Here is a 20,266-nt window from a genome sequence, read left to right as displayed (position 1 = left end):
TGCAGCGCGCCTGGGCTCAGAACCGCCAGCCCGCTCCGAGCAGCAGACCCAGCGCCTCGAACTTCTGGGGCGCGTCGGCGCCCTCGGTGGTGGGCACGTACAGCGGCGAGTCCGCACGGCCCCGGTCCAGGTACAGCCGCGGGCGCAGGCTGATCTCCAGGTGCTCGGCGGCCACCACCATCAGCGAGCCCTCCAGCGCGAAGCGCACCGCCACCCACTTGCGGGTGTCCGGGAGGTAGGAGGCCTCGGTGAGCAGGCCCAGGCCCGCTTCGAAGCGGATGGGCGGGGGACCGAAGCCGAAGGCGCCGCTCACGTAGGCCGCCGTGTCGAAGTCCGGAGGGCTCACGCCGCCGGAGAACCGCACCGACTCTCCGTAGGATGCCCGCACGCCCGTGCGCAGCCGCAGCTCCTTCTCCTTCCAGTGCATCAGCGAGGGCGAGACGGCCAGCTCCAGGCCTCCCGAGGTGATGCCCACCAGTGAGTAGAACGGAACCGGCTGGTAGGCGATGGCGCTGTCCAGCGCGAGCTTCGTTCCCACCTGGAACCCCAGCTGCTGCGAGCCCGGCTGCTGGTGCGTCAGCTCGGTCACCGCATCCCCGAAGACCTGGCGGAACTTGCCCTGCAGCGCCGAGGCCGTCTGCCCCTTCAACAGGCCCGAGCGGAACACATAGCCCCGGGTCGCCAGCGCCTCCGTGAAGCGCTCGAAGTTGTTGCTCAGCGACAGCGTTGGATCCTTCCGCAGCTTCCGCGAGACGGCCATGAGCGACAGGATGTTCTGGCTGTTCTCCTCCTGGAGCCGGGCGCACGCGGGCAGCGTTCCCGGCTCGTCGGCGCCGGACTGCTCGAAGGCGAGGAAGCACGCGAAGAGGGGCGAGTCCACGCCCACCGTCGTGGGCGGCGCCTCGGGGTTCGCGTGGGCCAGCTCCTGGAACAGGATGCGGGTGTCCGACTCCTTGGACACGAAGTGCCAGGCATCCACCATGCCGCGGTGGAAGTCGAAGGTGCGGAAGTCCTCGTCGAGGAAGGCGCTCATGGCGAGCAGGTACTCACCCGCCAGCGGGGCATGGCGCACCGGCACGTCGATGCGCTCGCGGATGTCCGGCTCCGTCTCCAGCGTGTCCATGAGCTGGGCACTCATCGCCGTGCCCGCGAAGCCCGCCAGCAGATCCTCGTAGGTGGACAGCAGCCCGGGGCCGGGAATGCGCTGCTGCTCCTGGGTCGCCCACTTCCAATCGACGGCGTTGGGATCGAAGTAGAGGAAGCGGTGGCTGCCCCGGAGCGCGGCCGTCTCCCACTGGGACATCCGCAGCGCCAGGTCCAACGGGTTGTTGTTGTAGATGCCGCCATCGGCGAACCGGGACGTGGTGTCGTCTATCCACTTGCCCGTCCGGGTGTCGAAGTAGCGGTGGGGGATGACGCGCGGCTCGAAGGCGGTGGGAAACGCACCCGAGGCGGCCACCATGTTGAAGACGTTGTCCACGGGAATGGGGCCCCCCTCCGGCTGGGCCAGCCTGGGATAGAACGCGGAGTAGGGCGCCTGGGTGTCACACCCCGGGAAGGGGCAGAACGCGGGGGCCTGCTGCGCGTCCCCCTGCGCGGTGAGCAGGAACTTCTCGGTGAAACGCGCCAGCCGGAGCTGCTCTCCCGACGGGCTCCCGATGTTGCCGGCCGGCGCGAGCTCGATCTCCCGGCTCTGGAGGCGGGTGGTCGTCGCGCCCAGGGAGAACCGGCAGCGCTGCCAGCCGCTGGGGTCCAGGGTCTTGAGGCGGTCGATGGCGTCCGTGACGGGCTTGGACGAGAAGGTGTGGTCGGTGCCGACGCTCCCCGGCTGCAGCAGCGTCTCCAGGGCGAGCGTGTTCCACGTCTGGAAGAAGAGGCTCTTGCTGGGAACCCGCTCCGGTGCGCGGCAGCCCGCGTACGCCGAGAGCAGCGCATTCACCGAGCCCGCCGACGCACCGGTGACGATGGTGAAGCCGCTGGGCGGATCCTCCGGCAGCTCGAGCCCGAACTTCCGCAGCGAGGTCCGGTGCTCGGGCCCCACCGAGCGCAGCACCCAGGCGCGGTCATGGAGGAACAGCGTGTAGTAGTAGAGGAAGCCGGCCTGGTACGAGCCCAGGCTCACCCCGCCGGAGACGACGAGCGCCGGGGGCGCGCCCACCCGGTTGCCGAACCGGATGACGCCCTGGCGCAGCTCGGCGCTCAGGCGCTGTGTGATGCTCGCACCGGGCCTCAGCGACGCCTTCGCGTCCTGCTGCCCGCCGCCGAGCGCTTCGAGATCTCTGATGAGCTCCGCGAAGAGGTGCGGATTCTCGCGGATGAAGTCCGGGAGCGCGGCGTGCAGCGCCTTGGCTTCCATGGCGAGCTTGTCCCCCTGGAGCGAGGGGACCAGGAAGGACTCCATCCGGGCCCCATGGCTCTCGATGGCCTGCTGGGCCGCCGTCAGCTCCGTCTCCAGGTGGGAGGCGATCCGGGATGGGTCGAGAGGTGCTGGCGCGGTGGGAGACGCCGCGAGCGCCGGAGAGAGGGCGAGCAACGCCACGGCGCAGCGCACCCAGGGAAGGAGGATGGAGTTCATGTGCCCCTGTCGGTTGGGCGGGCCTCGGCCCACCGTGGGCACCATCCTAGCAGCACGGGATTCCGGGCAGCTCGGCCGGAGGGGGAGCAGGCGCGCCCCTCCGCATCGGGTCTGGTCAATGCTAGCGTCGCGGGCGCATTCCGTTCTTCTCAGGGTCTCTCATGCGCCGTCCGTCGTCCGCCATGCCCAGGCGTGGCTTCTCGCTCATCGAGCTGATGATCGTCGTGGCCATCATCGGCATCCTCGCCGCGGTGGCCATCCCGAACTTCCTCAAGTTCCAGTCCCGCGCGAAGCAGGCGGAGGCCAAGTCCAACCTGCGCACCTGGTTCACCACCCAGCGCTCCTATCTGCAGGAGAAGGGCGTGTACGTGGAGGCGCACGGGACCGTCGGCTTCTCGCCGGAGCGCGGCAACCGCTACGCCTACTACTTCGCGCCCACCCGGCTGTGTGAGGAGCGCAAGGCCGATGGCACCATCACCCGGCCCGACCTGGCCAACTGCATCACCGTGGACGAGGGGAAGTTCAAGGTCTCCACCGCCACGCCGGCCCCCATGCCCGTGAGCTTCAGTTGGACCACCGGCGATGGCGAGGCGCCGAAGTCCCCGGGCCTCTCGGGCGCGTGCCCCGGCTGCAACATCGATGCGTTCGCGGTGGGCAACCTCGACAACGAGACGGGCGGCCTGGACACCTGGCACGTCGCCACCAAGGACGCGAAGCTGAGCACGCCCCCGTGCGGCAACGGCGACGTGATGATTGTCGCGGGCGTGCCCTTCAACACCTACAACGACGTCGATTGCGACCTGTAACGCGGCCGTGAACGGGGCCGCGCCCGTGCGGCCAGGGGGAGGGTATGACGCAGCAGCCGCCACCTGCCGGGGACTTGCCCACGGCGCGAGACCTGGAGCTGTTCGCCGCGGGAGCGCCCCCCGTGAAGCGGCTGTTGCTGCCCCCCGGCGGCGAGGCCCTGGCCATGCTCGTGCGCCGCGGCTTCCAGCCCACCGTGGCCCCGTTGGATCTGCCCTTTCCGGCGGACCTCGAGGGCGAGGCGGCCGAGCGGCTGGCGGAGCACCTCGGCCACTACGCCTTTCGCCTCTTCCTCCGGGGCGCCATCCTGCGGCGCGGCAGCTTCTCGCCCACCGAGGCCACGCGCTACGTGGAGCCCGCGCAGGCCGCCAGGACGGCCGAGGAGCTGGTGGAGCTCGGGCTCGCCGAGCGCGAGGACGGCGGGCGCTACCGCCTGCGCTACCCGGCCCATAACTTCGGCGGCACGCTGGAGTGGTACGTGGCGCGCGAGCTGCGCGGGCGGCTCGGCTTCGACGTAGCCGTGGGGGTGAAGTTCCACGCGCCCGAGGTGGGCGGAGACCTGGACGTGGTGGCCGCGGCGGAGGGCCGGCTCCTCTACCTGGAGATGAAGTCCTCGCCGCCCAAGCACCTGGCGTCCGACGAGGTAGGGGCCTTCTTCCGCCGTGTGCGCGCGCTGCGCCCCCACCTGGCCATCTTCGTCATGGACACCGCGCTGCGCCTGTCCGACAAGGTGCTGCCCCTGCTCCAGGCCGAGCTGAGCACCCAGCCACCCCCACCGCCCCGGCGCGTGGTGCGCGAGGTCTGGGCCCTCACCCCGCACCTCTATGTCGTCAACGCGCGGCAGGACCTGATGGGCAACATCGCCGCCGCCATCGCCGAGGGGTTGCGGGAGCTTTCTCCGCCCCCGCCCTGAGCGCAGACCCCCACCCCCCCGGGAGAGGGGGTTACCGCTCCGCCGCGGGCTGCTGCTGGTGGCTCACCACGCGCTCGGCCTGCTTGCCCACCAGCTCCGAGTAGTGGTCATGCCGCGTCACGAAGCTGCCCAGGCCGGAGGAGGCCGAGCGCAGCTCCACGATGAAGCCCTGCATCTCCGCCTGGGGCACATAGGCGGTGAGCACCTCCCAGCCCGGTATCTCCGGGTGCGTGTCGAAGCCGAGAATCTGTCCCCGGTGGCTGGTGACGAGCCGCTGCGCCCGGGGAATCGCCTCGTTCGGCACGTGGATGTCCACCTGGAGGATGGGCTCGAGCAGCACCGGCTCCAGCTTGGGGAGGATCTCCACCATGGCCAGGCGCCCGGTGGTGCGGAAGGCCTGATCCGAGCTGTCCACCGAGTGGTAGGTGCCGCCCGTCAGGATGACCTCCACGTCCACCACGGGGAAGCCGAGCGGCCCCCGCTTCAGGCCGTCCTTCACGCCTTCCTCCACCGCGGGGACGTACTGCTTGGGGACGGCGCCGCCCACCACGGCCGAGGTGAAGCGGAAGCCCTCTCCGTGCGCCAGCGGCTTTACGTCCACCACGACGTCGCCGAACTGCCCGTGTCCGCCGGACTGCCGCTTGAAGCGCGCGTGGTGCGAGCCCGTCTTGCGGATCGTCTCCCGGTAGGGGATGGGCAGCGGCCGCGTCAGCACGGGGACGCGCATGCGCGTGCGCAGGTGCTCGAGGGCCATGCGCAGGTGCAGCTCGCCCTGTCCACCGAGCAGGAGCATCTGCGTGTCCGCCTCCTGGTCCACCGACAGCGAGGGATCCTCCTCCACCAGCCGTGACAGGGCGCTCGTCAGCTTCACGTCATCCGTGCGCTTCTCGGCGACGATGGCGAGCTGGTGCACCGGCGGCGGTGCCACGGGCCAGTCCTTGGGCGTGAGGAGGCCCTCGGTATCCGCCAGGTCTCCCGTGCGCAACGCATCCACCCGGGACACCGTCACCACCTCGCCCTCGCGGGCCGTCCCGGCGGCCGTCTGCTTCGTTCCATGCACCCGCTGCACGCCGCCCACCCGGCCACCGGCCAGCGTGTCTCCCTCGTGCAGCTCGCCCCGCCAGACGCGCACCATCGACAGCTTGCCCACGTGCGGCTGGTGCTGCGTCTTGAATGCCTGTGCCAGCACGGGGATTTCCCCGGGAATGCCCAGGCGCGCGCGCGTCTCGTCCACCGTGGGGGCCTCGTGCCGCAGGCCCTTGAGCAGCCGCTCCAGGCCCAGGCCCTGCTCCGCCGAGCCCAGGAAGACGGGCACCAGCCGGTCCTCGCGCAGCGCCCGCTCCAGCTGCTCGTAGAGGGCCCGCGGCGGGGGCACCACGTCCTCGAGGAGCTGGGCGAGCAGCGCGTCATCCAGGTCCGCCAGCCGCTCGATGAGCTCGCGCCGCGCCGTCTCCTCGCGCGGCTTGTCCGAGTCCGGCAGCGAGATGAGCGCGGGCTTGCCCTCCTTGCCCTGGCCCCATGCGCGCTCGCTCACCAGGTCCACCACGCCCACCAGGTGCCCGCCCTGGCGCAGCGGTATCTCCCGCATCACCAGCGGCCGCGAGGAGACGGCCTGGAGCGACTCGAGCACCTCGCGCACCGGGGCGCCGCCTTCCTCGAGCACGTTGAGGAAGAGCAGGTGGGGGATGCGCCGCGCATCCAGGAAGGTGAAGAGGGGCGCGAGGGCCGCGGCGCGCTCGGGCGAGGCGTCGCACACCACCACGGCCGCGTCGCTCACCATGAGGGCGTGGCGCGCCTCCTGGGAGAACTCGGTGGCGCCTGGGGCGTCGATGAAGGTCCACTCCTCTCCGAGGAAGCGCGTGTGGGCCACGGACAGCTCGAGCGTCATGCTCCGCCCGGTGGCCCCACCGCCGCCTCCCACGGTCCTTGGCTCCTCGGCCCCCGTGGACTTCAACAGCGATTCGAACAGGGTCGTCTTTCCCACGCCCTGGGGTCCTACGAGGGTGACGACTCTCGGCGACGCGGGATGTTTCATCACCTGGCCCTCCTGCAGGCACGACTGCTCTGCAAGGAAGGTGGGTCTCCCGCTCACGCACCGGAAGCGCCGTCCCCAGCGTGGGCGAGGGCCTTCCTCCATGCTCGCCCGTCACGTCGGGTGCGCGACGGCGGTCTCGTCCTCCCGGGAGTGACGGGCGGGCGGGTCTTCCAGTCCCGAGCTACCGCGTGAGGCGGGGGTCCACGCTGGCGCCCTCGTCCGTGCTCATCGGAATCCACCAGCGCTCGCCACCGGAGAGCCCCTCGCGCGAGCTGTAGAGCACCGCCACCACGCGGCCCAGCAGGTTCTCGCGCGGCAGCAGTCCCCAGACGCGGCTGTCCGCCGAGTTGCCCCGGTGGTCCCCCAGCACCAGGTAGTGCCGCGGCGGAATCTCCACCTCGTCCATCCCCGGCCCCTGGTACGGCTCGGGGTGCAGCGCGTGCGTCGCTCCGGGCAGCAGCTCCAGCCGCGCGCCGTCCGCCGTCAGCTCCTGGGGCACCGGCTGGCCGTTGAGCACGAGCGCCTCGCCGTCGAAGGCGATGCGGTCCCCCGGCAGCCCCACCAGCCGCTTCACCATCACCTTGCCGTCAATGGGCGAGTCGAAGACGACGACGTCTCCCCGCTGGGGCTCCGACTCGGTGAGCCAGGTGTGCGTCAGGGGGATGCGCAGCCCGTAGGCCCGCTTGTCCACCGCCAGGTGGTCCTTGATGGCGAGTGTCGGCTCCATGGAGCCGGAGGGCACGTGGTAGTGGTCCGCGAAGCTCGCGCGGCCCACGAACAGCACGCACAGCGCGGCGACATCCACCAGGTACAGCTTCCACCGGGGGCGGCTCAGCTTCGTGTCGGGAGGGGAGTCCATGGCGTTCTCCTCGGCGGGCCTTCCATTGTACGCCCGGCGGGGCGGGTCGCACGGCAACACACGAGGGGGACTCTCATTCCTCGTGGCGTCGAGCCATCCCCTGGGGCTCACTTGGGGAGTAGGACGCTCGCTCGCCATCGGTTACCATTGGAGTCGGGTCGCAATGCCAGCGAGGTGCACGCGTGAAGAAGGATCAGGAGGGGAACTGGGGGGAATGGGAGAAGGTGGGGCCGTACCAGTTGCACGAGCAGGTGCCGCAGGACGAGCTTCGCCAGGGGGAACTCTACCGGGCCACGCACGAGACGAGCGGCACGGCGGCCCTGGTGTTCAAGCCCGCCGAAGGAGACGGTGCACCGCCGCCGGGCGACTGGCGCGTGCGCTGCGTGTCCTCGGCCGACCCTGGCTACGTGGCGCTGGAGGCGGAGGACTCGCGCTGGGCCGTGTCCCCCGACAAGCACTCGGTGGAGGCGCTGATGTGCCTGTTCGAGGATGTGCGAAAGGGCATGGGCCGGATGTCCGCTGCCTTCCCTTCCGACGACGAGCCTCGTCCCTGGCGGCGCCTGGGGCTGGCGCTGGCGGGCGTGGCCGTGGTGGGGGCGCTGGTCTTCGTCCTGGTGCGCAGGGACTCCGCGCCATCAGGTGGCCCCGAGTCCTTGGCGGGAGTCGCGGCAGCGCCCGTGTCCCATGCGGAGCCAATGGATGGCGGGATGCCCACGCCGTTCAAGAGCGGCTGGCTCACGGACACCATGCCCGAGGGGAAATCGTTCGCTGATCCCCTGCCGCGCGAGCCCTTCAAGGGGCAGAAGCGGCCCCCCTGCAACCGCCGCATCGAGGTGGAGATCAACGGCGCCTGCTGGGGGCCTCACAAACTCAAGGCCCCATGTCCGGAAGAACTCTACGAGTACAAGGGAGAGTGCTACGTGCCCCTCTTCAGCGCCAGGCCGCCGCCCCAGTCGCTCGGGCAGTAGGGCTCCCTACTGCAAACCCAACTCCTGGTCCCAGTCATAGAGCTTCTCGAGCAGCTCCGGCGTGCACGCACCGGAGACCCGCTCGAAGGCGCGCGAGTCGAGCGTGGTCAGGCGCTCTCGCTGGAAGGCGGGGTCGGCCAGCACCTGCCGGTGCTTCAGGTCATGCCCGGCGGCGAGGGCCCGGGGCATCTGCCGGAAAATGGCCTTGAGGCAGTCTTCCCTCGTTGCCCGCGCCATGCGCTCCGCCGCGCTCTCCAGACGCGCACGTACCGGGCCTTGCCGTTCCGGGCACCACGCGTCCATGGCCCAGCCACAGGACGCCTCCATCGCTTCCTCCAGGGTCTGGGCCGCCCCTGGCGCCTTGAAAAGGTAGCGCGCACCCTCGAGCGCTTCCCAGAAGCGCAGCACCGCCTCCAGGCGCCGCGCCGTGCGCTCCGCACTCACCGGGCCCATCCGTGCGAGGGTGAAGAACAGCGCGCCCCAGGGTGTTTCCAGGAAGGAGCCCTCATAGGCATCTCTCACTGCCGACGAGTCCTCCCACCCCAGCGCTTCCCACACCCCGCCCAGTACCTGGGACAGCATGTACAGGCGCCAGGCTGGGCGTTCCTGTTGGAAGTCCACGACCCCCTGCGCCACCACCACTTCACCCAGGGGCACTTCCAGCAGCTGCCGGTGCGCGGAGAAGGTGCCCTCCGTCCGATATTGCTCGGCGCACCGCAGCCCCTCCCGCTTCACCTTCTGCTGGACCGAGCGGTAGGTGCCATGCAGGAAGGCGGGCAGTTGCAATGAAGCCGTGTGTCCGGGCGTCATGGGGCTGTCCTAACAAACCGGGTCTTCAGTGAGGAAGGGGCATGCTGGCGGCCTCAGCACGGGGCCGCCCCAGCCCCCCCTGCTGCGCGGGCCCGGGGCCTGTGGCATACAGGGGCCATGTCCGACCCCCTCCACGTCCGGCTCGAACAGCTCCAGGCGCTCGGCCGTACTCCCGAGGCCCTCGCCACGGCTGAGGCCCTGGCCACCGAGCTGGCCAGGCAGGGCCAGCCGCTGCGCGCCATCGCGGTGTGCCGGGTCCTCCTCCAACTCGAGCCGGCCCACACGCGCACCCCGCAGCTGCTGGCGGACCTCTACGCGAAACCCGCGGCCCCGGCCGCCACCCCCAGTTCCCTGCCGCGCGTGCCCCTCTTCTCGGAGCTCGGCCGCGAGCCCTTCATGGCCCTGGTGAGCGTGGTGGAGCCGCGCTCCTTCGCTCCCGGACAGCCCCTCATCAACGAGGGTGAGACGGGCCGCTCCTCCTTCGTCCTCGTCGAGGGGCGGGTGGACGTGATGCGCAAGATGGACGGGGGCGAGCGGCGCACGCTGTCCTCGCTGGGGGAGGGGGAGTTCTTCGGGGAGATCGCCCTCGTCTCCGAGAGCCCCCGGCTGGCCAGCGTGGTGGCCGCCCAGCACGTCCTGGCGCTCGAGCTGCACCGCACGCGCATGGAGCGCATCGCCTTCAAGTACGCCGCGGTCGGCGACACGGTGCGGGCCTTCTACCGGGAGCGGCTGCTGGCCAACGTCCTGCGCAGCCATCCCGTCTTCTCCGCGCTGGCCCCCGCGCAGCGCGAGGCGCTGTCGCACATCTTCGAGCTGCGCACGGTGGAGGCCGGGCGCGTCCTCATCGAGCAAGGCCAGAAGGGCGATGCCCTTTACCTGCTGCTCAGTGGCCAGTGCACGCCGCTGTTCCGCCGTCCCGATGGGCAGGAGACCGCCTTCCCCCCGCTGCGCGAGGGCGATGTCTTCGGAGAAATCTCCCTGCTGCTCGGCCAGCCGGCCACCGCCACGGTGCGCGCGGAGACGGCCTGCCACGTGCTCCGGCTGGGACGCGAGGCCTTCGAGCAGTACCTCTCCGGCCAGCCCGGCATCCGCGCCGCCCTCATGCGGCTGGGCACCGAGCGGCTGCTGCACATCTCCAAGCTGCTGGCGTCCGGCCGGGCCGTGCACGAGGGCGACTCGCGCGTCTGACTCAGCTCCGGCCGCGGGACTCCAGCCACTGACGCACCAGCGCGGGCACGCCCTCGCGGATGGTGGGGTAGTGGAACTGGAAGCCCGTGGCGTGCAGGCGCGCGTTGGACAGCCGCGCCTCGCTCGTCAGCGACTCCGTCACCACCGGCCCCAGCAACAGGCGGGCGACCCACCGGGGCAGCAGGAACTTCCGGTAGGAGACGCCCAGGGCCTCGGCCGCCACCCGCGTCAGCTCCCCGAAGGTCGCCGGCTGGTCATCCACCAGGAAGTAGCGCCGGCCCACCTCGCCGTGCTCCAGCAGGTGCAGCAGGGCCCGGGCGCAGTCCTCCACGTGGATGGGGGACATGTGGTGGGTGACGGCCTCCTTCAGGCCGAAGATGCGCTTGCCCGCCTTCAGCGGCTCCAGCGCGTACTCCACGAACCAGGAGCCCAGCCCGTACACCGAGCCGGGATAGGCCTCCACCAGCGGCAGTCCGCGCTCCAGGTGCCGGGGCAGGGACTCGATGGCGGGCGCGATGTACGGGCCCCAGCCCGTGGGCCTCGGCGTGGCGTCCTCCGTCACCAACTGGGAGCCCTGGTCTCCGTAGTAGCTGGTGCCCCCCACGTAGAGCACGCGCCGCACGGTGCCCGGCTCGAGCGAGTCCAGCAGCAGCGAGTCCATGCGCAGCCGCTGATCGCGGTAGGCCAGGGCCCGCTGGTGCGTCACCCGGGCCCCGAAGGTGAGCGGCTGCGCGAGGTGCACCACCTCGTCGCTCGCCGCGGCCTCCTCCTGCCAGGGCCCCGGGGTGAGCAGGTCCCCCTGCACCACGCTGACGCCCTCGTGCTTCCACTGCTCGGCGGCCCGCGCGTTCCGGGTGAGCACCCGCACGCGGTAGCCCGCCTCCAGCGCCAGCGCGACGAACCGTGCGCCGATGAACCCCGTGCCACCCGTGACGAACAGACGCTTCACCGTGAGTCCTCCACTCCCATCCCCCTCGGGGTGAACGCCTAGCGTACCCGGGTACATGGCCGAAGGTCGCGGCTCAATGCTCGTGGCCGCGTCTAGCGGCCCTGCACGTTCCACGACTCGCGCAACGTCTGGGGAATGCGGAAGGGGGGCCGCCCGGCGCCGCGGTTCATCCACACCATGCCCTCCACCAGCTTGCGGCCGAACACCTCGGAGAGCCGCGCCACCACCCGCGAGTGGTCTCCCAGCTCGTCCGAGGCCCTGCTCAGCATCGCCAGCGGGCCAATCAGGTGCCGGGTCCAGTCCGCGGGGGGGACCGCCAACATGTCGGCGATCTCCTCGCCCAGGATGTGACGCATGAGCGAGGCCGCGATCCCATCGAAGAGATTTCCCGGCGTGACGTGCTCGGCCATCTGGATGAGCGCGCGCGTCAACTCCTGCCCCTCGGGGCTCGCGCGGAAGTGGCGCCGCTGGACAACCTCGGCGAGCACCGCGCAGTCCTCCACGTCCTCCGGGAGCACGGCCGCCTCCAGCCCCATCATGTGCCCCACCACCTTCCAGCAGTGGAGGTAGGCGTTCTGCTCCTGCCGGGACAGCGTGCAGCCCAGCTTCTCGAGACCCATGATGACCGCGTACGAGAAGTCGACCAGGGTGCCCGCCAGGTCCTCCTGGTTGATGGGGTGGCCCCACTCGGGGTTCCACTGCCCGCTCTGCAGGATGAGGTGGCGCACCGCCGCGTGCATCAGGCGCACCTTCTGGGCGCTGCGGATGCCGCTGCCGCCCGGCGCCAGCCCATCCGGCGCCAGCACGTCGATCAGCATCTGCGCCGTCTCCATGATGCGGCGGAAGGGGTCCGTCGCCAGCCGGGCGGTGAGGTGGATGACCTGGACGCCTTTGGCCGCCGCGTAGCTCGCCGGCAGGGCGCCGCAGAAGAGGGAGACGACGGCCTGCGGCCCGTACCGGCCGAACAGCGCCTCGCCCTGACGCACCAGGGCCGGGTCCGCCCAGTCCGGGAGCTGCTCCGTGCGCAGCAGGTACTCGCGCAGCATCTCCGGGAGCGTGTCGGGGACGAGCTGGTCGTTGCGGATGAGCTGCTTCAGCAGGACGTTGGCGGTCTCTACCTGCCCCTGCTGGAACAGGTTCTTCACGGTCTCGTCGGCGAGCGGGTCTCCCCGCTGGCGGAAGCCGTCGAGTTTTTCATCGGTCCATCGGTTGGCGCGCATGGGCGGCGGGGATTCTAGCCGGGTGCTCCCGTTTGGCTCGAAATGAGCCAGGGCTGCCGGGTAGGCGAGCGGCTGGCTTCCTTCACGGAGGGTGCGTTGCCGCTTCGGCCAGAGGAGCCCCAGCTTTCCTGGAGGCTCGTATCGCCAGGGAGGGTTGAGCGTTGAGCGTGGATTCCGAGAGGCCCATCCGTTCGCCAGTGGAGCCCGTGAACGACCGGGAGCCGGTGGTGGTGCCTCGCTCCCAGGTGACAGTGAAGACGGTGCTCACCATCTGCGCCACCGTGGTGGGGGTGCTGACCGCCATCTACCTCTTCATCCACGGCATCGTCACCCTCACCCTCACGGTGACGGCCACCCTCCTGGCGGTGGCCTTCAACCACGGGGTGGACCGGCTGGAGCGCTGGGGCCTGAAGCGGCCGCTGGCCATCGCGGGGGTGATGACGGTGGTGCTGGGGCTGCTCGTGGGGGTGGGCTTCCTCATCATCCCCGCGACGGTGGCCCAGGTGCGCGAGCTGGTGGAGCGCCTGCCGGAGCTGAACGAGCGCATGCACCAGACCCGGGTGTTCCAGTGGCTGGACGCGCGGGTGGGCCTGGATCGACGGCTGGGGGCGCTTGGAGACGGCAGCTCCGGAATGCTCCAGCGGGCGGTGGATCCGGCCCTGCGCGTGCTGGGAGGGCTGGTGGCGGGCGTGGGAGCCTTCGTCACCGTGCTCTTCCTCGTCGTCTTCATGCTCGTTTACGGCGGCCGGGTGGTGCGGGGCGTGCTCGCCGAGTCCCTCCCGGCCCACCGCCAGCGCTACGAGCGGGTGCTCAACAAGGTGTACCAGGCCGTGGGGGGCTACCTGAGCGGGCTGGCCCTCATCGGCGGGGTGAACGCCACCTGCGCCACCCTCTTCCTGGCCATCCTCGGCGTGCCCTTCTTCCTGCCGCTCGGAATCCTCTCCGGCCTGGGCAGCCTCATCCCCCTGCTGGGCGCCACCCTGGCCGGCATCGTGCTCTCGCTGGTGGCGCTCGCCTCGGGCGGCTTCTGGGACTTCCTGGCGGTGGGCATCTACGTCGTGCTCTACCAGCAGTTCGAGAACCACGTGCTGGCGCCCGTCATCTACAAGCGCACCGTGGAGCTCAACCCGCTGGTGACGCTGCTCGGCATCATCCTCTTCGCCGAGCTGGCCGGCGTGCTCGGCACCTTCCTGGCGGTGCCCATCGTGGGCACCTGTCAGATCGTCATCCGCGAGCTGCTCCTCCTCCGGCGCGAGCGACTCGGCCTGCCGCTGAAGGGAGACGTGGCGGAGCAGCTCGAGAAGCGGGGCCCCTGGCGTCCGCCCTTCTGGCGCCGGCCCCGCCACGTGTGAGGCCGGGCCATCCACGAGGCGCTGGCCCGGCAGGAGTGACGGTCCGGAGGCGGCTCAGCGCTCGGGCCGGTACATGGCGGCCGTGCGCTGGGCCAGGAAGCCGCGCGGCAGCAACCTCGCGGCGAACGTCAGCGTCTGGTTGAGCAGCCCGGGGACGTAGAGCTCCTTGCGGTGGATGAAGGCCCGCACCGCGTGCGCGGCGCAGTCCGCGGCGCTCATCACCCCCAGGTCCCCCGACTTGAAGCGGTTGGACAGGCCCGTCCTGTCGAGCATCTCCGTGGAGATGCCACCCGGCGCGAAGACGGTGACGGACACGCCCATGGGCCTCAGCTCCTGCGTCAGCGCCTGGCCGTAGCTGGTGACGAAGGCCTTGGTGCCGCTGTAGGCCGCCTGGTACGGCACCGGGATGAAGCCCGCCACGCTGGAGACGAACATCAGCCCGCCCCGCGTCCCGCGCTCGACGAGGTGGCGCGCGAAGAGGGTGGACAGGCGCACCAAGCTGGTGACGTTGGTGTTCAGCATGGACTGGAACTCGCTCCACTCCAGCTTCAGGGCATCTCCCCAGTACGCCACGCCGGCGTTGAGGACGACGCCATGGATTTCCCGCTCGTGCGTGGCCTCGGTGAAGACGCGCTCCACGTCCTCGGGCCGCGACAGGTCGGCCACGATGAAGGCGGCCTGCACGCCGTAGCGCGAGCGCAGCTCCTCGCACAGCGCCTCCAGCCGCTCCTTGCGCCGCGCCACCACCAGCACGTTGCCGCCCTGGTCCCTCGCGATGGACCGGGCAATCTCCACGCCCAGGCCGGAAGAGGCGCCGGTGACGAGGGTCCAACGCGTCCGAAGCTCCATCATCCGATTCATGCCGCGCACCCTAACCCGTGAGCGCCGGGAGCGCATGGTCACGAGCGGTCCGCAGGCGGGGGAGGGGGTGCTACGGGGCCTCGACCCGGCCCCCTCCCGGAAGGGGAGAGGGCGGGGAGGCCAGGCGGGGATGTGACTCCCCGCCCGGGTGCTTCCTGGGATTACGGCGCGGCGGGGTCGATCAGCGACATCAGCCAGCCAGCGCGCTCGTGGCCCGACTTGTTCCACTCGGGGTTCTTGCCGCCCACCACCTGCGCGTCGGTGAACGTCGGGGCGCTCGAGGTGGAGCCCGTGCTCATCGTGCCGCCGTAGAAGGTCGGGTGGGTGTTGTCGGACTGGATGTAGTCGTAGCTGGCGCCCGAGCTGACGAAGTGCGTGTTGGCGTCGCGCAGCGTGCCGGCCAGCGTGCCGGTGATGCGGGCCACGTAGGCGGCCTCGGACTCACCCTGGACGTAGCGCAGGGCCTCGCGGTCGATCTGCCCGTCACCGTTGGAGTCGTAGTCGGCGCCCATGTACTCGGCGAAGGCGTCCGCGCACTGGAAGCCGTACTGCGCCGCCAGGTTGCAGGTGCGCCAGTTGCTCTTGGCCAGGTAGGGCAGGAACTTGGCGCGCTTGTTGATCCGCGTGCCCGTGGCGGAGTCCGTGCAACTGGTGAGCACGTTGTCCGCGTCGTAGCCCGGGTAGTAGATGTTCATGACGATCTTGGCCTTGGCCGCCGTCGCGTACGTGTTGATGGCCTGCATGGCCCTCTCCGTGTACGTGGTGCAGTTGGCCAGGGCCGTGTCCAGGCCCGCGTAGCTGCAGGTGCCCGTCTGGTCCGTGAAGGCAGAGCGCGCCTGCAGGTAGTCGTTGCCGCACATCTCGAACATCACCACGCGGGTGTTGGTCGACTGCATGTACGAGCGCTCGGCGACGACCTTGTTGTTGTAGATGTCGCTGGCCACCGCGCCGGACTTGGTACGGCGCACCACCTCGATGTTGGAGCCGAAGCTCTGCGCCAGGTACTCGCCCTCGACGGCGGGCGCCGCGCGCTTGGCCACGCTGAACAGGCCGCCGTTGTAGCCGGCGAAGATGGAATCGCCGTAGGCCACCACGCGGTACGTGGACGCCGCACCGCGGTTGATGGTCCACGACGTGTTCTGGTTGATGGTGCTCGCGAACGCGTCGCCGCCCAGCACGAGGCTGGCGGTGAGCGTCACGGCGAGGGACACACCCTGCCCGTTGAGACGAGAGAACATGCAGACTCCTGGAATCGTGATTAGGGGGTGAAACAGGAGCACGGCTTATTGGCCGGCATCACCGATATAACAGAAAGTTGGGTCGATTCGAACTGCTTGGGATGAATTTGCGCGGGGCGCTGAATTCCCTGAGCCGTCAATCAATGACAGGCCGCGTCATCTCCCGCTGACGCGGTGTGGCGCGGATGGGCTGTCTTCTACTCATCACTCGCCCTGTCCTGGCGTCACATGGTGGGGCCCGCTGTTTCGCGCTAACCCGGGACGGGCACCGTTCACGGGCGTGTCGTCCGGGCGGGGCCAAGGGGGACCGCCCAGGCCGCGACATGCATCGCTTCCTGTCCACCGCCACCGCGATGGTGCTCGTCCCCGTGCTGATCGCGGTAGGCGCCCTCCTGATGGTGCTCCAGGTGGTGGCGCTCGAGCAGGAGGCCTTGCGGCGTTACGCCTTCGCCACCCGGCAGGCCCTGGATGCCGAGCGGCTCAACGCGGAGAGCCAGCACCTGGGCCGGCTGGTCCGCGGCGAGCTGATCTCCCCCAACCCGCAGCTCATGGAGGCATTCGAGGCCTCGCGCGAGCAGTTCGACCAGACGCTGCGGCGGATGGTCGAGACGAGCCGGGAGCCCGCGGAGCGCGGGCTGCTGGAGGAGAGTGCACGGGCCGAGGCGCGCCTCCGTTCCCTCGCCCAGGAGTTGATGGAGCAGCGCCAGCGAGGCGTGCCCCTGGAGCGGCTGCTGCCGCGAATCACCGGAGGGCTGCAGGCTGGTCGCGGTGTGCTGGACAGCCGCATGGAGGCGCTGCTGCGCTACGAGCGGGAAGAGATGGAGGCCGCGCGGCGCCAGGCGGGCGAGGTGATGGAGCGCTCGGTGCGCGTGTACCTGCTGGCGGTTCCGTTCGCCGTGGCCATCCTGGTGGCGCAGGCGGTGCTCACGGTGCGCGAGTTCCGCCGGAGGCACGCCTCGGAGGCCCGCTTCTCGGGCATCGTCAACATCGCCGCGGACGCCATCATCTCCATCGACGAGGCGCAGCGCATCACCATCTTCAACTCCGGTGCGGAGGCCATCTTCGGCTACGGCGCTCCCGAGGTGCTGGGGCAGCCGCTCGACATGCTCCTCCCGGAGCGCTTCCGGGCCAACCACCGCCAGTTCATCCAGGGCTTCGCGGCGGGCCCGGACGAGTCGCGGCGGATGGGCGAGCGCCGGCTCATCTTCGGCCTGCGCAAGAGTGGCGAGGAGTTCCCCGCCGAGGCGGCCATCTCCAAGCTGGCCCTGGAAGGCAGGCCCATCCTGACGGTCATCCTCCGGGACATCTCCGTGCAGAAGCGGGTGGAGGAGGAGCAGCGCTTCCTGGTGAGGGCGGGGGAGCTGCTCTCTTCCTCGCTCGACCCCGAGCAGACGCTCGCCAGTGTCGCCCAGCTCGCGGTGCAGTCGCTCGCGGACTGGTGCCTCGTCTACCTCATGGAGGGTGAGCAGGTGCGCCGCTCGGAGGTGGCCCATCGCCATCCCGGCAAGCAGGAGCTGGCGGCGGCGCTCCAGGGCCTGCGGCTCGACCTGCGCCAGCCGCTCCTCGTGCGTGAGTCGCTGATGCGTCGGGAGCCCGTGCTCCTCCCCCACGTCACGGCGGAGCAGCTCGCGGCCATGTCGCAAGGCGCCGAGCACCTCGAGCTGCTCCGGCGCCTGGCTCCGCGCTCGCTCATGGGCGTGCCCCTGGTGACGAAGGACGTGCTGCTGGGCGCGCTGCTGTTCATCGCCTCCGAGTCCGAACGCAGCTACACCCCGGGGGACCTGGAGTTCGCCCAGGGGTTGGGCCGGCTCGCCAGCCTGGCCGTCGAGAACGCCCGGCTGTACCAGACCGCCCGCCACGCCACCCAGGCGCGCGACGAGGTGCTGGGCATCGTGGCCCATGACTTGCGCAGCCCCTTGAACTCCATCGTCCTCAGCATCCAGGCACTGCAGCAGCGGAGGCGGGCACGCGGCGGCGAGGCCGGCGAGGGCGCCGCCAGGGGAGGCGACACGGAGGTGCTGGAGCGGATCGTCTCCTCCGCCCGGCGGATGAACCGGTTGATCGACGATCTGCTGGACGTGGCGCGGATGGAGGCCGGCCGGTTGTCCATCAGCCCGGGCCCGCAGCCCACCGAGGCCCTCCTGCACGCGGCCCTCGATACGGCCCGCCCCCAGGCACAGGCCGGTGATATCCACCTGGGGCTCGAGGTGCCCGGAGCGCTCCCGCCCGTGCTCGCGGACTGGGACCGGCTCCTGCAGGTCTTCTCCAACCTGTTGGGCAACGCGCTGAAGTTCACCCCGCCCGGAGGACGGGTGCGCGTGGGGGCCCGGGTGGAGGACGGGCACCTCTGCTTCTTCGTGCGGGACACCGGGCCGGGCATCGCTCCGGAGGCGCTCTCCCGCATCTTCGAGCGCTTCTGGCAGGGAGACCGGAAGGATCGCCGGGGGGCGGGACTCGGGCTGTCCATCGCCCGGGGCCTCATCGAGGCGCATGGTGGGAAGATGCGGGTGGAGAGCGAACCGGGCCAGGGCAGCACCTTCTTCTTCACCATCCCCGTCGCATTCCCCGCACCGGGCGGGCATGAATCCGCTACACCCCCTGACTCATGAGCCCACCACCGGTCCGGGTCGTCCATGACGCCTGGAACATCTACGTTGCGCACACCGAGCGCGGACCGCTGTTCGTCTCCTTCGACGAGGACGCCGCACGGGAGGACCTGACGGGGACCTTGCGGCACTGTGCCCGGGTCGCCGTGAGCATCCACCACCCCAACCCGAACGGCGGTCCGGTTCCTCCGGAGTCGGAGCGGCTCAACGTCCTGGAGGACGCGCTCTGCGCGGCGCTGGAGAAGGCGGGCGTCGAGTGCCGGCTGGTCGCGCGGCTGACGCACCAGGGTACCCGCGAGTGGGTCTTCCAGCTGGAAGCGCGGGAGTCCTTCCTGGCGGTGGTGGAGGCCTGGAAGGGGGAGTGCCCGGACTACCACCCGGTGAGGATCCGCGAGCAAGCGGGGTGGGAGTTCTTCGATGCCTGCATCCGTCCGGATGAGGCGACGTGGCGCTGGTTGGCGGATCAGCGCACGGTGGAGCAGCTCGTGGAGGCGGGGAGCGATCCCCACCGGGAGCACGCCCTCGAGTTCGTCTTCCTCGGCTCCGGCGAGGCACTGGCGGCGGTGGCCCGCGCCTTGCGCGAGCGCGGGTACACCGGCCCGGCGGAGGCTCTTCCGCAGAAGGAGGGGACGCTGGTGATGGTCAAGCGCCTGCCGTTGGACCTGGAGGCCATCTCGGCCGAGTCGGAGGCCAACGACGAGCTGGCGCGCTCGCTCGGGGCGGACTTCGATGGGTGGGGAGCCGCCGTCGTCCACTGAGGCCGCGGCCGCTACTGCCAGGAGATGCCGTACACCACGCGGCCCTGCTGCAGGTCGGTGACGAGGATGTCCACCTGGCCCTTCTTGGAGACGCGCCGCAGGTACATGTCGAAGGTGCCCGCGAGCGACTCCGGGAAGGTGCCCGAGCGCAGCAGCGCGGGAGGGAAGCCCTCCAGCACCATCTCGGCCCGGCCGTCGTTCACCGCCTCCCGGCGCGGCTGGTAGAGGATCTTCCCGCAGTCCCGGAAGGACTGCTCCCAGGCATAGCTGGTCCACTTCAGCATCGACGGGGGCGTCAGCCCGAAGAGCCGCACCGCCCCGTCGAAGAAGGACTGCAGCAGCGGGTAGCCCATCATTCGCTCGGCGAGGCCGGTGAAGAAATGGCGGAAGCCTGGATCCCCCAGCACCTGGTGGAGGGCGTCGGACAGCTTCATGCTCTGCTCCAGGGGCACCCAGCCCAGCCGGGGCGTGGACTCGATGAGGGCAATCACCGGCTCGGGGACGAGCGCGAACACCCTCTGTTGGGTCTCGGCCGGCAGGTCCCTGGCCGCATCGAGCATCATCCTGGACATGAAGCCGCGAATGGCGGGCTGAGCGGGCATGACCAGCCCATTCTGGCACACACGGGCGCGGCTAGCGCACGAGACGCAGCGTGCGGTAGCCGGGAATCTCCGCCGCGCGAGCCCGGACCTCGAACCAGTTGTCGCGGTACGGGTGGCCTCCGCGCGTGAGTTGCCAGAGCGAGGCGAGCACGTAGAGGGGCAGGAACAGCGGACCGAGGACGAGGGTCTGCATGACGTGCGCGCGCTCGTGGCGCACCAGGCGGATCTGCCGGGGGCCATCCGCTCCGGAGTAGGTGACCGCCGCGCCCATGGTGAAAGCGGCGATGTTGAAGCGTCGCATGTACCAGGCGAGAGGCCCGCCCGGTTGGACGACGAAGTGGAGGATGCCTTCCTCGTCCACCGACTCGAGGCGGGCGAAAAGCATGGCGAGCATCAGGCCCAGTATCGTCACTGGGAGTGCCCAGACGTAACCGGCGAACCAGAGCACCTTCCTCATGGGAGTCATGATGCCAGCATGCCGGGGGGTGCAGGGGGCCCAGCGGAGGTGAGCTGGCGGCTTCCTGACAG

Annotated in this window: 17 protein-coding genes; 7 read left to right on the top strand and 10 right to left on the bottom strand. The window is 70.5% G+C overall.

Annotation, left to right across the window (positions count from 1 at the left end):
- Positions 1 to 16: 16 nt before the first annotated feature.
- Positions 17 to 2,575, bottom strand: a complete 2,559-nt coding sequence (locus tag NR798_RS34775) for a patatin-like phospholipase family protein (RefSeq protein ID WP_375766846.1) — start codon at positions 2,573 to 2,575, stop codon at positions 17 to 19.
- 161 nt (positions 2,576 to 2,736) lie between these two features.
- On the opposite strand from NR798_RS34775, the gene NR798_RS34770 reads away from it, so the two are divergent.
- Together NR798_RS34770 and NR798_RS34765 are read left to right on the top strand one after the other, a co-directional pair.
- A complete protein-coding gene (locus NR798_RS34770) occupies positions 2,737 to 3,381 on the top strand; it encodes a type IV pilin protein (protein ID WP_375766845.1) in 645 nt (214 codons plus the stop codon).
- Positions 3,382 to 3,425: 44 nt separating this feature from the next.
- Positions 3,426 to 4,292 carry a hypothetical protein gene (locus tag NR798_RS34765; RefSeq protein WP_375766844.1) on the top strand — a complete coding sequence of 289 codons (867 nt, stop codon included), beginning with the start codon at positions 3,426 to 3,428 and terminating at the stop codon, positions 4,290 to 4,292.
- Between the two features lie 31 nt (positions 4,293 to 4,323).
- Here NR798_RS34765 and NR798_RS34760 read toward each other — a convergent pair whose 3' ends face one another.
- Both NR798_RS34760 and lepB read right to left on the bottom strand, forming a co-directional pair.
- A complete protein-coding gene (locus NR798_RS34760; RefSeq protein ID WP_375766843.1) occupies positions 4,324 to 6,327 on the bottom strand; it encodes an elongation factor G in 2,004 nt (667 codons plus the stop codon).
- 181 nt (positions 6,328 to 6,508) lie between these two features.
- On the bottom strand, positions 6,509 to 7,186 hold the full coding sequence (gene lepB / locus NR798_RS34755; RefSeq protein WP_375766842.1) for a signal peptidase I: 678 nt from the start codon (positions 7,184 to 7,186) through the stop codon (positions 6,509 to 6,511).
- Between the two features lie 182 nt (positions 7,187 to 7,368).
- Between lepB and NR798_RS34750 the strand changes: the two genes are divergently transcribed.
- Entirely contained in the window at positions 7,369 to 8,154 is a 786-nt protein-coding gene (locus tag NR798_RS34750; RefSeq protein ID WP_375766841.1) for a hypothetical protein, read from the top strand.
- A 6-nt stretch (positions 8,155 to 8,160) separates the two neighbouring features.
- Here NR798_RS34750 and NR798_RS34745 read toward each other — a convergent pair whose 3' ends face one another.
- Positions 8,161 to 8,964: a hypothetical protein gene (locus tag NR798_RS34745; protein ID WP_375766840.1), complete on the bottom strand. Its 804-nt coding sequence runs from the start codon at positions 8,962 to 8,964 to the stop codon at positions 8,161 to 8,163.
- A 117-nt stretch (positions 8,965 to 9,081) separates the two neighbouring features.
- Here NR798_RS34745 and NR798_RS34740 point away from each other — a divergent pair, with 117 nt between their 5' ends.
- The gene (locus NR798_RS34740; protein ID WP_375766839.1) at positions 9,082 to 10,152 is read left to right on the top strand and encodes a cyclic nucleotide-binding domain-containing protein; all 1,071 of its coding nucleotides are present in this window, start codon (positions 9,082 to 9,084) and stop codon (positions 10,150 to 10,152) included.
- Position 10,153: 1 nt separating this feature from the next.
- Here the strand turns inward: NR798_RS34740 and NR798_RS34735 are convergent, their stop codons facing one another.
- Complete coding sequence (locus tag NR798_RS34735; protein ID WP_375766838.1) at positions 10,154 to 11,101, bottom strand: NAD-dependent epimerase/dehydratase family protein; 948 nt, start codon at positions 11,099 to 11,101, stop codon at positions 10,154 to 10,156.
- A gap of 92 nt (positions 11,102 to 11,193) precedes the next feature.
- A complete protein-coding gene (locus NR798_RS34730) occupies positions 11,194 to 12,321 on the bottom strand; it encodes an oxygenase MpaB family protein (RefSeq protein WP_375766837.1) in 1,128 nt (375 codons plus the stop codon).
- Positions 12,322 to 12,488: 167 nt separating this feature from the next.
- On the opposite strand from NR798_RS34730, the gene NR798_RS34725 reads away from it, so the two are divergent.
- Positions 12,489 to 13,673: an AI-2E family transporter gene (locus tag NR798_RS34725; protein ID WP_375766836.1), complete on the top strand. Its 1,185-nt coding sequence runs from the start codon at positions 12,489 to 12,491 to the stop codon at positions 13,671 to 13,673.
- Between the two features lie 54 nt (positions 13,674 to 13,727).
- Here NR798_RS34725 and NR798_RS34720 read toward each other — a convergent pair whose 3' ends face one another.
- Both NR798_RS34720 and NR798_RS34715 read right to left on the bottom strand, forming a co-directional pair.
- Positions 13,728 to 14,534 carry an SDR family NAD(P)-dependent oxidoreductase gene (locus NR798_RS34720; protein WP_375766835.1) on the bottom strand — a complete coding sequence of 269 codons (807 nt, stop codon included), beginning with the start codon at positions 14,532 to 14,534 and terminating at the stop codon, positions 13,728 to 13,730.
- Positions 14,535 to 14,695: 161 nt separating this feature from the next.
- Positions 14,696 to 15,772 (bottom strand): SGNH/GDSL hydrolase family protein, encoded by a 1,077-nt coding sequence (locus tag NR798_RS34715; protein ID WP_375766834.1) that lies wholly within the window; start codon positions 15,770 to 15,772, stop codon positions 14,696 to 14,698.
- 323 nt (positions 15,773 to 16,095) lie between these two features.
- Here NR798_RS34715 and NR798_RS34710 point away from each other — a divergent pair, with 323 nt between their 5' ends.
- Together NR798_RS34710 and NR798_RS34705 are read left to right on the top strand one after the other, a co-directional pair.
- Complete coding sequence (locus NR798_RS34710) at positions 16,096 to 18,381, top strand: ATP-binding protein (RefSeq protein WP_375766833.1); 2,286 nt, start codon at positions 16,096 to 16,098, stop codon at positions 18,379 to 18,381.
- Positions 18,378 to 19,136, top strand: a complete 759-nt coding sequence (locus tag NR798_RS34705) for a DUF695 domain-containing protein (RefSeq protein ID WP_375766832.1) — start codon at positions 18,378 to 18,380, stop codon at positions 19,134 to 19,136. Before NR798_RS34710 ends, NR798_RS34705 begins: the two co-directional genes overlap by 4 nt.
- An 11-nt stretch (positions 19,137 to 19,147) precedes the next feature.
- Here NR798_RS34705 and NR798_RS34700 read toward each other — a convergent pair whose 3' ends face one another.
- Both NR798_RS34700 and NR798_RS34695 read right to left on the bottom strand, forming a co-directional pair.
- Entirely contained in the window at positions 19,148 to 19,738 is a 591-nt protein-coding gene (locus tag NR798_RS34700) for a hypothetical protein (protein ID WP_375766831.1), read from the bottom strand.
- Between the two features lie 31 nt (positions 19,739 to 19,769).
- Entirely contained in the window at positions 19,770 to 20,204 is a 435-nt protein-coding gene (locus tag NR798_RS34695; protein WP_375766830.1) for a hypothetical protein, read from the bottom strand.
- Between the last annotated feature and the right edge of the window lie 62 nt (positions 20,205 to 20,266).

Source organism: Archangium gephyra, assembly GCF_042230915.1.
GTDB classification, from domain to species: domain Bacteria; phylum Myxococcota; class Myxococcia; order Myxococcales; family Myxococcaceae; genus Archangium; species Archangium gephyra_B.
The sequence above is the reverse complement of the archived record's forward strand: the minus strand, read 5'-3'. Positions and strand labels throughout refer to the sequence as shown.